The sequence below is a fragment of the Halobacillus karajensis genome, from assembly GCF_900108515.1.
Classification (GTDB): domain Bacteria; phylum Bacillota; class Bacilli; order Bacillales; family Halobacillaceae; genus Halobacillus; species Halobacillus karajensis.
Genome location: NZ_FNWW01000001.1, coordinates 1011014 through 1022292, shown reverse-complemented (window position 1 = coordinate 1022292; position 11279 = coordinate 1011014). Strand labels below are relative to the sequence as shown.

Annotated in this window: 12 protein-coding genes; 6 read left to right on the top strand and 6 right to left on the bottom strand. The window is 41.1% G+C overall.

Annotated features, from left to right (window positions below; translation table 11 throughout):
* The first annotated feature begins 11 nt into the window (after positions 1–11).
* Together rsmG and BLW54_RS04750 are read left to right on the top strand one after the other, a co-directional pair.
* Positions 12–728: a 16S rRNA (guanine(527)-N(7))-methyltransferase RsmG gene (gene rsmG / locus BLW54_RS04755; RefSeq protein WP_035507350.1), complete on the top strand. Its 717-nt coding sequence runs from the start codon at positions 12–14 to the stop codon at positions 726–728.
* A gap of 320 nt (positions 729–1048) precedes the next feature.
* Positions 1049–1810, top strand: a complete 762-nt coding sequence (locus tag BLW54_RS04750) for an SDR family oxidoreductase (RefSeq protein ID WP_035507348.1) — start codon at positions 1049–1051, stop codon at positions 1808–1810.
* Between the two features lie 388 nt (positions 1811–2198).
* On the opposite strand, the gene BLW54_RS04745 is transcribed toward BLW54_RS04750, so the two are convergent.
* Genes BLW54_RS04745 through BLW54_RS04735 form a run of 3 tightly spaced genes read right to left on the bottom strand, consistent with a single transcriptional unit; the run spans position 2199 to position 3878 of the window.
* Positions 2199–2666, bottom strand: a complete 468-nt coding sequence (locus BLW54_RS04745; protein ID WP_035507346.1) for a membrane protein — start codon at positions 2664–2666, stop codon at positions 2199–2201.
* A 23-nt stretch (positions 2667–2689) separates the two neighbouring features.
* Entirely contained in the window at positions 2690–3676 is a 987-nt protein-coding gene (locus BLW54_RS04740) for a DUF3231 family protein (protein WP_035507345.1), read from the bottom strand.
* Positions 3651–3878, bottom strand: a complete 228-nt coding sequence (locus BLW54_RS04735; RefSeq protein WP_035507343.1) for a hypothetical protein — start codon at positions 3876–3878, stop codon at positions 3651–3653. The genes BLW54_RS04740 and BLW54_RS04735 overlap by 26 nt, the downstream gene beginning before the upstream one ends.
* 105 nt (positions 3879–3983) lie before the next feature.
* Between BLW54_RS04735 and BLW54_RS04730 the strand changes: the two genes are divergently transcribed.
* The 3 genes from BLW54_RS04730 to BLW54_RS04720 are packed head-to-tail and all read left to right on the top strand — an operon-like array spanning position 3984 to position 7687.
* Entirely contained in the window at positions 3984–5507 is a 1524-nt protein-coding gene (locus BLW54_RS04730; protein WP_074733339.1) for a spore germination protein, read from the top strand.
* The gene (locus BLW54_RS04725) at positions 5500–6615 is read left to right on the top strand and encodes a GerAB/ArcD/ProY family transporter (RefSeq protein ID WP_035507339.1); all 1116 of its coding nucleotides are present in this window, start codon (positions 5500–5502) and stop codon (positions 6613–6615) included. The genes BLW54_RS04730 and BLW54_RS04725 overlap by 8 nt, the downstream gene beginning before the upstream one ends.
* The gene (locus tag BLW54_RS04720) at positions 6605–7687 is read left to right on the top strand and encodes a Ger(x)C family spore germination protein (RefSeq protein WP_035507338.1); all 1083 of its coding nucleotides are present in this window, start codon (positions 6605–6607) and stop codon (positions 7685–7687) included. Before BLW54_RS04725 ends, BLW54_RS04720 begins: the two co-directional genes overlap by 11 nt.
* A gap of 50 nt (positions 7688–7737) precedes the next feature.
* Here BLW54_RS04720 and BLW54_RS04715 read toward each other — a convergent pair whose 3' ends face one another.
* On the bottom strand, positions 7738–8247 hold the full coding sequence (locus tag BLW54_RS04715) for a hypothetical protein (protein ID WP_035507336.1): 510 nt from the start codon (positions 8245–8247) through the stop codon (positions 7738–7740).
* Entirely contained in the window at positions 8244–8717 is a 474-nt protein-coding gene (locus tag BLW54_RS04710) for a hypothetical protein (protein WP_051744062.1), read from the bottom strand. Before BLW54_RS04710 ends, BLW54_RS04715 begins: the two co-directional genes overlap by 4 nt.
* Before the next feature lie 622 nt (positions 8718–9339).
* Here BLW54_RS04710 and BLW54_RS04700 point away from each other — a divergent pair.
* Entirely contained in the window at positions 9340–9861 is a 522-nt protein-coding gene (locus BLW54_RS04700) for a GNAT family N-acetyltransferase (protein ID WP_035507334.1), read from the top strand.
* Positions 9862–9892: 31 nt separating this feature from the next.
* Here the strand turns inward: BLW54_RS04700 and BLW54_RS04695 are convergent, their stop codons facing one another.
* Positions 9893–11104 (bottom strand): MFS transporter, encoded by a 1212-nt coding sequence (locus BLW54_RS04695; protein ID WP_035507333.1) that lies wholly within the window; start codon positions 11102–11104, stop codon positions 9893–9895.
* Positions 11105–11279: the final 175 nt, after the last annotated feature.

Genomic DNA, 11279 nt, shown 5'->3' with positions numbered 1-11279 from the left:
AGGATGGACTTATGGATATCAATACCTTTCTGAAAGCTTTACAAGGACATGGGATTGAACTGGATGATAAACAACAGAAGCAGTTCCAGCGTTATTTTGAAATCCTCGTAGAGTGGAATGAGAAAATGAATCTCACTGCAATTACCGACAAGGAAGGCGTCTATTTGAAACATTTTTTTGATTCATTGACAGCAGCTTTCTACTACGATTTTAACCAACCACTTCGTATTTGCGATGTTGGTGCAGGGGCTGGTTTCCCCAGTCTTCCCCTGAAGATTGCTTTTCCACATTTAAAAGTAACGATTGTCGATTCTTTGAAGAAACGGATCACCTTTTTGAACCACTTAGCCCATGAATTAGAACTTGACGATGTCGCTTTTTATCATGATCGTGCCGAAAGTTTTGGTCAAAACGCGAATTTTCGTGAGAATTATGACCTCGTTATGGCCCGTGCTGTAGCTCGGATGTCCGTACTGAGTGAGCTTTGCCTGCCACTTGTGGCGAAAGGTGGGCATTTCATGGCTATGAAAGGTCCAAACCTAAATGATGAGATGGCGGATGCTAATCATGCAATCCAAACCGTTGGTGGCGAAGTGCTGGACGTTCGTACATTCGAGTTGCCGGAAGAAGGCAGTGAACGCAACATTGCTATTATAGAAAAAAGGCGCCAAACACCAAAAAAATATCCAAGAAAAGCGGGGACTCCGAACAAGTACCCTATACAGTAAAGTTGTTAACCTCTCTACTTTAAGTGGAGAGGTTTTTTAATACTGTATTACATCTCCCCTCATTCATTTAAATTAGTAACTTAAAGGACCCTTATAAACATAAGGAGGGATGGGAAATCTGGGGTCTTTTTTTATTCAGAAATCAGACCTTTACAAAATGATAGCCTGCACGAGGATTTTTTTAATGGCTGAGAAAATTATTTTCATTAATTTTATATTTACATTGAAAGGAATTTTCTGATTCTGTATAGAATGTATATTAATGAGTGTGAAAACGCTTTTATATTAAGGTTAAGAGAAGGAGAAAGGGGATTGTATACATGACACAACATTTATTTCGATTAGATGGAAAAGTAGCTGCAGTAACCGGAGGGACGAGGGGAATCGGCCGTGCTGTCGCCATCGGATTAGCCGAAGCCGGCGCAGACATTGCCTTATTACAGAGGAATCTATCTCAAGTTGATGTGAAGGAAGAAATAGAAACCAAGGGAAGGGTTTGTCACATTATTCCATGTAATTTAAATGAGGCCACACAAGTGAAAGAGGCTATTCCTTCTGTGGTAGAAGCGTTTGGCCATATTGATATATTAGTGAACGCAGCGGGGATTCAGAGACGATCCGATGCTGTAGAGTTTTCTGAAGAGGATTGGGATGACGTTCTAAATATCAATTTGAAGACGACATGGACGCTTTGTCAGCAGGCGGGGCGTCAAATGGTTTCGAATAAGCAAGGGAAAATCATTAATTTTGCTTCTCTGTTGTCCTATCAGGGAGGAATACGCGTTCCCGCCTACGCCGCTTCTAAAGGAGGCGTATCTCAGTTGACGAAGGCGTTATCCAATGAGTGGGCAAAAGAGGGGGTTAACGTTAATAGCGTGGTGCCTGGCTATGTGGCAACAGATATGAATACGGCGTTGATAAATGACGAAGAAAGAAATAAACAAATCCTTGATCGAATTCCGGCAGGGGATTGGGGTAAACCTGAAGACTTTGTCGGGGCCGCTGTTTTTCTTGCTTCAGATGCATCCAACTATGTCCATGGCCATCAATTAGCTGTTGATGGCGGGTGGTTAGGAAGATAAAAGAAGTCCCGACTCCCTATGGTGTGAGTCGGGTTTTTACATAATAGTGTCTAGGCCGACACGTAATTTTAAGAGGGGTGATTTACAATTCGGGCCTTCCATCGTGTAGGTTTACGCTGCTCTTTCGCACTATCTACAGGTCAGATAAAAATAGTATTTCGTATCGTAGGTCAATTTCGGTTCCCGCGTTTCATCCGCCTGCAATGGAAAAGGTCCTCTCGATTTCTCCTCCTAGTTGGTGGCTCTCCTCCCGTGCAAATTATCCTCTTAATTGTGGTTTCCTATTTATAATGGCTGTGCTGCCCAGCAACAAGGAGTGGTTTGATGGCCTATCACCATATTGTGAAAATCTAAAAAAGGATGACAAAGAGCCCGTCATAGGGATGTTCTAAGAGGGGTTCTTTGAAAGACGCATAAATAGTCTTCTAATAAGAAGTCCAATCACAGTTCCCGGAATTAAAGACAGGATCGGAAGCCATACAGGGCCGATGAGAGTTCCTGCTACTTTAAATACAGGAGAATAAATAAGACCGACCGTGACAAAGTAGGCACAAAAAGCAAAAGGGACGAAAGTGTAAGACTCACATTCCCCATCTGCTTTACGGTAGGCATCCCACACGGCAAACATATACACACATGGATAGAACATCAGCCATTGATAATCTGTCACTTCAATGGCTTTTGTAATGTTTCCATGAAAACTGTGGATAATAGCCATATTAAATGAACTGTTCACGTTGAGAATGATCTCTAAGATAATAAAAGCGAGCCCTTTGATTACCTGTCCATTTAAAATTTGCCCGAACCCAGGAAAAGCAATGCTCCATAATAAAATTTCCAATCGTTTCTCTTTCATATCGATTCCTCTTCCGCTAAAGATTATTGGATGAGTTTATGCCTATCTGGAGCTTGGGGAGGCTCTTCAAACCAACCGTTATGGATCATAATGTCCAGACCATCTTTGGAGTAGACGGCAGCATCAAGGGTTAACTTATGATAAGTGAAAATAAGATCATAACGCAGGCTCACCGATGCCCCGGTCGTATAGTTTCCTTGTCCAGAAGATGCCAGCACACTGATGACATACATCATTAATCGATCGGAAAAGACAGGGTCTGTATTTGTTGTTAACATATTTGAAGAATTCATAGGGGGAATGATACCGGATTGCTCCAGAAAATTGGCAAAGACTTTTCGGTGCTTTCCGGACATTTTCTTCCCTTGACTCATAAATTCTTTGATAGTTTTATTTTTGGTTGTCTGCGCAAAGCCCTGACAAATCATTTCTCCTACCGTGTTGTTCTTAATATTTTCAAATATGTGGGTGATTTCTACCGCGTTCAGCGAGCGTTTGCTGAAGGGATGGTAGTACTTTTTGGACTCTACATATTCGATTTCATCCTCAACTGCAATTTGAGGCGACATCGTGTATATGTTCTTTTCAAATCCTATATGGACACAATGATTATAGAGGGCCTCCTGTTTTTGAATTCTTATTGAAAAAAACTGTCGGACATCTTCTCTTGCAGATGCGCCGAGCGAATATGCTTCAGAGGTGAGCCCCGCTTTCGCCATGTGTCCAAGGAAAGTAAGTATAAATGCATCGGTAAACAACTTTTTTGCATTCGGGTTCAAGTCATCCATGCTGTAACCATTCGGAATAGGGTGGCCGGCTCCCTCTAAAAATCCTCCACACTCTTGAACGCCATAATCGGCAATTTCCCTTGCCAAAGCGATCAAAGATTGAATTTCCTCATCCTCACTGGTGACTTTGAAATATTCAAGCAGCGGGATGGCCATGCTGTTTTGGATATATTGGGTCCATAATAGACCAATTTCATTAGCTGTCAGTATTCTTTGGGACATACTCGTTTCCCTCCTGTGATGATGGTGGCGGTGCTAATTTCGTTTCGTTCACTTCTTCTTTATATAAAAGGTAGATCGGCAAGAGGATCATGTTTACAAGGAAAATATAAATCAGCATTTTGGCTAACCAGTCGATGACGAAAATAGTTGACACAAATACTAAGGCAATAAGTAAAAGTGGAGAAAGATAGGCATAGATCATGGGTTCGTCCCCCCTTGTCTTTTTATACTTTCCCTAAAGGTATAAATTATTACAGAAAGTGGATGATAGGAGAAAGAAGTCAGATTACGAAATAAGGAGCTCGTCATGTGGAAATGGAAGCGCAAAGGAAAACAAAAGTCGTCAAAGCAACAGCCATCCAACCAACAGTCAACAAAGCAAAGTGATACTATTCCTAAATTTATTCAAGTGATGAGTAATTCAGAGGATTTTGTTACTTACACTTTGAGCGGCCGTACAAAATGTACGATTTCCTATATAAAAACGATGTGTGATTCAAAAATTTTAAATCGTAGTGTGTTAACTACCTTAAATGATAACCATTTACACACGCTTCATGACATGCAGGAAAAAATTCCAGTGGAAGACATTCAAATTACGAAAGATCTTGATGTCATCAAGGAAAAGGTGATGGTCGGCTACATTATGCTTCAAGTAAGAGACGCAAAGGAAGAAGTGCTTTTGATTCCTGCTGTTTCTTTGGAAGCACGAGAGGTAAGCGTTCCAGAAGTGGAATTCAGTGTGGTCGGTCCTAAAGAAGCCTTTGTGGAGACCCTCAATACGAACATTAACCTTATACGGAAACGCCTGCCACTGCCCCAGTTGAATATAAAAGAAATGAATATAGGGAAGGTGACCAAAACACGCGTTGCTATAGTATATATTGACGGCATCGCCAATCAAGATAATGTCGATACCGTGACACAAAGACTGGAAGATATCGAAATAGATCAAGTGACAGACAGTTCTTTCATAACCCAGGTGATTGCGGATAACTCAAACTCTCCCTTTCCTCAACTTCTAGATACTGAACGCCCAGACAGAGTAACCTCCAACCTGATTGAGGGGAAAGTTGCGATCTTGGTTGACGGCTCACCACATGCCTTAACGTGTCCAACGACAGTTGTAGAATTTTTTGGAGCTTCGGATGATTACTTTCTGCCATGGCACCTGGCGACAGCTTTCCGTTTAATCCGTCTGTTTGCCGTCATTTTCTCTGTACTTAGTACACCGCTTTATGTGGCTGTGCTTACCTATCATCATGAAATGATCCCGGCGGAATTGATGGCGACCATTGTCTCTTCCCGTTCGGACATCCCCTTTCCGCCGATTTTAGAAGTGATTGTGTTGGAATTGACGATTGAGTTACTGCGAGAAGCAGGAGCAAGGCTTCCGACGAAAATCGGTCAAACGATCGGTATCGTAGGGGGTATTGTTATCGGAACGGCAGCTGTGGATGCTGGATTGACGAGTAATGTTTTATTAATCATTGTCGCTCTCAGTGCCCTCGCTTCCTTTACCACACCTGTCTATCAAATCGGTAACACCATTCGCCTTATCCGCTTTCCATTTATCATCGGGGCCCAGCTCTGGGGGCTGATAGGGATATCCATGTGTATGGTCTTCTATATTGGTCACTTGATTAAATTGCAATCGATCGGCCGTCCATTTTTTGAACCTTTATATCCGCTTAGGCTTAAGGATTTGAAGGACTCCTTTATTCGACTGCCTTTTAACAAACAAACGGAGCGCCCTGTGTTAATGAGAACAGGAGATCCTCAGCGAATGAATTCATCACGTGTAAATGCAAAGAGGGATATCGATGAATAAGATAAACAACAGCCAGGGACTTCAAATCCCCGAAAAATATTTAGTGACTCCTGCCTATGTCTTTTTTTTAGTTAACAGCATGCAAGTAGGTGTCGGAATTCTCGGCTTTGAAAAGTATTTAGTTGAAAAAGCCGGGTTTGATGCATGGGTCTCTATATTAATTGCAGGGGGAATATTACATGTCGTTTTATGGATGATCTACCGCCTCCTCCAAAAAGGAGGAGGCGATATTGTCCACATCCATAAACTGGTTTTTGGTAAATATATCGGGGGGTTCCTCAGCCTCTTGTTTTGTGCGTATTTCACTCTGCTAGCATTCACTGTACTTATTACTTTTATTGAAGTCATTAAGGTGTGGGTGTTTCCCGGTCTCCAATCCTGGATATTCGGGTTCGTTCTGTTACTTCTTGTCTATTACTTAGTCTCCGGTGGCTTTCGTGTTATTACAGGGGTATGTTTAATCAGTGTTCTTATTGGGCTGCCGATCTTACTGTTGAAATTCTTTCCCGTTCAGGCTGGTCATACAATGACCATTTATCCTGTCCTCAGTCATGACATTACAGAAATTTTAAGTGCATCCAAACAAAGCGTCCTTAGTTTTCTCGGTTTGGAATTTCTGTTGATTTATTATCCGTTTATTAAAAATCCGAAGAAATCGAAGAAGTGGGCTCATTTTGCCGTCTTTTACACAACGATGATTTATTTAATTAGCCTTCTGGTTACATTCGTCTACTATAGTGAAGAACAACTGAAGCAAGTGGTCTGGGGGACGATCTCTGCATGGAAAATTGTCGAATTTCCGTTCATTGAGCGATTTGAATTTGTAGGCATTGCCATGTGGTTATATGTCGTACTGCCAAACATTTGCCTTGGACTCTGGGGGGCCACCCGGATACCAAAACGGGTGTTTAATATCAAACAAAAATACTTAGTGATCATTTTTTGCATTGGCTTTTACATTCCTCTTGGGTTCATTGAAGGAAGACCTGTGATTGATGCTATAAACACTTTCTCAGGCCAAGCAGGGTTTTATATTATACTGTATATTCCTGTCCTGTTAGCTCTTAAGATCATCTCTGATAAAGTGAGGAAGCGCCATGAGAAATAAATGCCTATTCATATTCATGATTTCATTGGTCCTTTTATCTGGATGTATGCCTAACCAGAGTGTCGAAGAAGTGGCCATTATCCAGATTGCGGGGTATGATTTAGGGGAGGACGAGCGGATTCGAGGGACGGTCTCCATTCCGCAATATGGGAAGAGCGAAGATAAAGCATCGGCAACTGAACTCTATTTAACCGTTGATGCGGATTCGGTCAAGGATGTGGAGAAAGAAATTAAAAAGCAATCCTCTAGCCCCATTTCAACAGGTAAATTGGCTGTTTCCTTATATAGTAGAGAAATGGCGGAAAAGGGCTTGTCTAGCATTATTGATGTCCTTAGTCGTGACCCTCGGCTTAGCCGTAATATGTATTTAGCGGTTGTCGAAGGGGAAGCCGGTGAATTAATTAAAAGTGGATATACGCAGGAGGAAACGACATCAAAGAATGTCCAAGGGTTGATTGAGACAAACAACCATCATAATTTTCCAACCTCCAGCCTGCATGACTTTTTATATGCCTATTATGGGCAGGGAATGAATCCCTTTCTACCACTGCTTAAGAAGCAAGAAACATTTGTCGAGTTATCAGGGATTGCTTTTTTTAAAAAAGGGAAGATGGTGAGTATGATCCCTGATTCGAAGGTGTTTACATTTAAAATGCTGAAAGAGAATTTCTCAGCAGGAATGCAGGATCTCCCGTTTAGGGAAGGGTCCATTATGATGGATAACATTGGTTCACAGGTAAATTATAAAATGAAAGGCACCATGGATAACCCGTCGTTTGAAATTAATATTAGTATCAAAGCAGAAGTGAATGAAATGCTTGGCTTGGATGTGACCCCCAATCCTCAACTAGCCAATGAAATGGAGAAAGCCTTTGTCGATTATTTCAAAAAAGAAGCAAATGAGTTAATCAAGATGTTTAAAGAAAAAGAGATTGATCCATTGGGACTCGGAAGCTTCGCAAAAACAAGAAGAAGGGACTTTGATTTAACCAAATGGGAAGAGCATTACCCTGAATTGGATATTGATGTGAAAGTGGATATGGAGATCACCGAATATGGAATCTTCTCCTAGGATTTAAAAAAAGAGCGGTTTATTAATACGACCGCTCTTTCCTGGTGTATTTATTTAGACGTTTTCTTTAAGATGACAAACCGGGACCGAATCAGCTCATAGTAAAGGGATGTGATGGTCTGAGTGATGAGGAACACGGCAAAGGAATACGGAACCGTAAAGCCCTTCTGAAATTCGACAATCCCTAGTTTCGTAAATACCCATTGCATCATAAGCCCGATAGCTGCCCATCCGATTATGTAGAAGATGAACGTTCTTTTATTGATATGGAGAGATTCATAAAAGTAAATGAAAAAGTAGCTGAAAGGAGCAAACGAAAGGTAGTAGAGCAAGTCAAAAAGTTCATAATGATTGCTATCGTTCAATGTGAAGAAATCAACCAGCCCCCCGCCGATCGTGAAATCGAAGAATACCCCGATGGTAAATCCAAATAACAAAAACAATAGGCTAACATCACGATTAAATTTGGATGGAAGAAGAAATAAAAGGGTGTACGAAATAAGTAATAAAATGAGGACGGAAATTTCATTCTTATCAAAGCTTTCCCATAACACATTCATATTTGTTTCACCTCACTGGATGGGGCTTTTCTTAAACATATTAAGACAACAAGGGCTATAATGTGTAGACCGAGATAATAAAGCACATCAAAAATGAGATGCCACTGTTTATATGTGGTAACATCAAATACCCTCGATAAAAGAGTCAATAGAATCAATCCAATGGTGGATATGCTTATGACAAAGGTCATCTTTTTGTTGAAAGATGAAGAGCCATAACGATTTAATTGAAACATTATCAGCGTTGGAATAATGATGCTCCGAAAAATTAGAAAGCCAGCATAATCAGCAGGGTTTTCAGTTATTTTTCCGAATTTTAACTCCTCATAGATAATCCATGACCAATTGATACTGATGACGCCGATCGTTAAAAAAATAAATGAATTTTCTATTAGATTCAGGCGTTTTGGCAGGATAATGAATAGGGAGATAATCAGCCATGCACTGAAAAGAAATGTTGTAAAAGCCATGTAAATCCTCCTTATCTTCTCCACTATTGTTTGTCCTCTTAAAAAAAATATTCTGCTGTGACTAATGTTGTAATATGAAAAAAGAAACACTCCGAGTGTGACTCTGAGTGTTGTTTTACGTGGAATATTCCAGGCATGGAGAAAGAATACTGCCCGATATAACCGCTGAGTACTTCTTTCATTTCTTCTTGTTCATCTTTTGATAAATGTATGTTCCGATTCCATATTAGGCCCATTTGTATTTGTGTTTCTCACGAATGGTTTTACCATAGCCTCTCTCTGTCCACTGGATGATAATATCGCCATTTATGCATCAGAAGGAGAAGCTGAACGTGCTTATTATGACACGTTTGGCGGAATCGAATTAATAGGTTTCATATAATAATGCCAGTTTTCTTGGGGTTTCCGGATTGCTTCCTACAGCAGCTTTCTAACGGAGGTCACAGCATTGTGTGTGGGTTCCGGTAGATGACCTCTTTCCTATTTTTTACTGCAGAATTCCCACAATAAGTGATTATTTTTCTACAAATGAGATTTTTTATTACCGAAATTCTTTCTTAAAAAAGGGTTCCCCCATAAGAAGCTAGAAACATAAAGGGATACATGGTAAGGAGGTTTTAGGATGGAATTACATACCGAGCGGTTGTACCTTAAGCCGTATACACAGGATCTGGCAGCACGTGTTGTTGAATTAGCGGGCGATCCATCCGTAGCGGCCACCACCTTTGTTCCTCATCCATATACATTAGAGGTTGCTGAACAATGGATTGATTCCCATAAGGAGTGGATAGAAAAGAAATGTGTCTTCCCTTTGGCGATGATCATGAAGGACACAGGAGAACTGGTTGGGACAATGACTTTAAGAATGGACGATCACCATAATAAAGGAGAGCTCGCATATTGGGTGGGGAAACCTTATTGGAATAACGGCTTTGCATCGGAAGCAGCTATTGAGATGGTGAATTTCGGATTTGAACAATTAGGGCTCCATAGAATATGGTCTGCAGCAATTTCGACAAATCCTGCTTCATTGAAAGTGATGAAAAAAGCCGGACTTAGTTATGAAGGAACTCTTAAACACGATGTCTACCACAGAGGAGAATACAAGGATATCGATGTTTATGGAGCCATAAATAAAGAGTGAATGGTTTCATGTGAAACAAAGCACGCCCTCATTAACCTTCGGGCGTGCTTTGTTTAGGTTCAGCCTGCTTTTGATTTATGGGAATCCATGTTCCAATGAAAGCTATCAGAGAACATCCGAGGAACATAGACGTAAACCCAGCGTGGGCAATGCCCATGATTGTTGAAAAAATAATTAAATCGAAGATGGAATCCAAGATAGAAAGCAAGGAAATAGTCGTTGCTCTAACATGGGAAGGAATGAGATCATTCGCCAGCTGTGAATAGACGGGATAGCGAATGGCGCTGGTAAGCTTGATTGAAACCATAGCTAGAAGCATGATTGATAATGAATGGTGAAAGAAAGCCACCCCGATCAGTGCAATGACTGCCAGCATTCCGGTTAGAAAAAGGAGCTGAATACGCATCACCTTTTTGGTCATCCAGCCAATGGACCTCGCTGCGATGAACCCGATCAAAGACGTCAGCGCATAAATGAATCCAATGCCATAAACAGGGAGCCCAGCATCCACTAACAGTTTTTGGTCAAACTTTTCAAAGATCGCAACGGCTGGAATGAAAACAAGGGTGATATTCATGAACATCCAAAAGATTTGTGGACTTTTACGGATAGCCTGATATCCTGCTTTTATCTGTTTTCCCATGGGTGTTCGGACTCCACCCTGGTTGGGCGGGTTTTTAATGAACAAAATCAAAATGAATTGGACAAACATGAAGCAAAGGCTAAGCGTGAGAAGGAAGCGAAATTGTGCTTCAGACAAATCATTTGCCAGGATGGCTCCGACGATTACAACAAAAATGGACACGATAAACCGTGCTGACCCAACCTGCCCCATTGCTCGGTCCATGGCACTTTCTTCTCCACTTAACTTTAGCGATTCATAAATCAGGGCTTCATCAGCACCACTGAAAAAAGTAGCCGCGATCCCTGTAAGGAAGCTGCTTAGAAAGAATACCCAAGAGTCAAAGGCAACGATTAATAAACCATGGGCGCAGATGCTGAGAGTGGAACCGAGGAGAAAGGCCTGCTTAGCTCCAAATCGATCGGCAATGACACCAGTCGGGATTTCTCCGACAAGAACCCCTGTACTGAAAAAAATCATAACAAGAATGATCAAGGCTTCTTCCAAGCCCCTGGAAAAATAGAAAAGTGTTAGCACGGGCTGGATAAATCGCATATTCCCAAAAATTTCTGCCCAGAATAAAATGCGAATGTTATGGGTTGCGCATGTATGCTTTTTCAAAAGGTCTCCTCCTGCACAATAAAATCCGATGCGGACAGGAGGTCAAGCATGATAGCTTAAGAAGCTCTCCCCCCTGTGTTTGGAGTAAAAAGTAAAACGGATTTTTTTTGCATATAGATTTCCTCCTCATTAGTTATCCTTATATAAATTATGCTCAAGGTCTTTAAAATCCTTC

Bases quoted from the DNA above. Each gene is read 5' to 3' on its own strand.
- rsmG (WP_035507350.1), top strand. From the start codon at position 12: ATGGATATCAATACCTTTCTGAAAGCTTTACAAGGACATGGGATTGAA.
- BLW54_RS04750 (WP_035507348.1), top strand. From the start codon at position 1,049: ATGACACAACATTTATTTCGATTAGATGGAAAAGTAGCTGCAGTAACC.
- BLW54_RS04745 (WP_035507346.1), bottom strand. From the start codon at position 2,666: ATGAAAGAGAAACGATTGGAAATTTTATTATGGAGCATTGCTTTTCCT.
- BLW54_RS04740 (WP_035507345.1), bottom strand. From the start codon at position 3,676: ATGTCCCAAAGAATACTGACAGCTAATGAAATTGGTCTATTATGGACC.
- BLW54_RS04735 (WP_035507343.1), bottom strand. From the start codon at position 3,878: ATGATCTATGCCTATCTTTCTCCACTTTTACTTATTGCCTTAGTATTT.
- BLW54_RS04730 (WP_074733339.1), top strand. From the start codon at position 3,984: ATGTGGAAATGGAAGCGCAAAGGAAAACAAAAGTCGTCAAAGCAACAG.
- BLW54_RS04725 (WP_035507339.1), top strand. From the start codon at position 5,500: ATGAATAAGATAAACAACAGCCAGGGACTTCAAATCCCCGAAAAATAT.
- BLW54_RS04720 (WP_035507338.1), top strand. From the start codon at position 6,605: ATGAGAAATAAATGCCTATTCATATTCATGATTTCATTGGTCCTTTTA.
- BLW54_RS04715 (WP_035507336.1), bottom strand. From the start codon at position 8,247: ATGAATGTGTTATGGGAAAGCTTTGATAAGAATGAAATTTCCGTCCTC.
- BLW54_RS04710 (WP_051744062.1), bottom strand. From the start codon at position 8,717: ATGGCTTTTACAACATTTCTTTTCAGTGCATGGCTGATTATCTCCCTA.
- BLW54_RS04700 (WP_035507334.1), top strand. From the start codon at position 9,340: ATGGAATTACATACCGAGCGGTTGTACCTTAAGCCGTATACACAGGAT.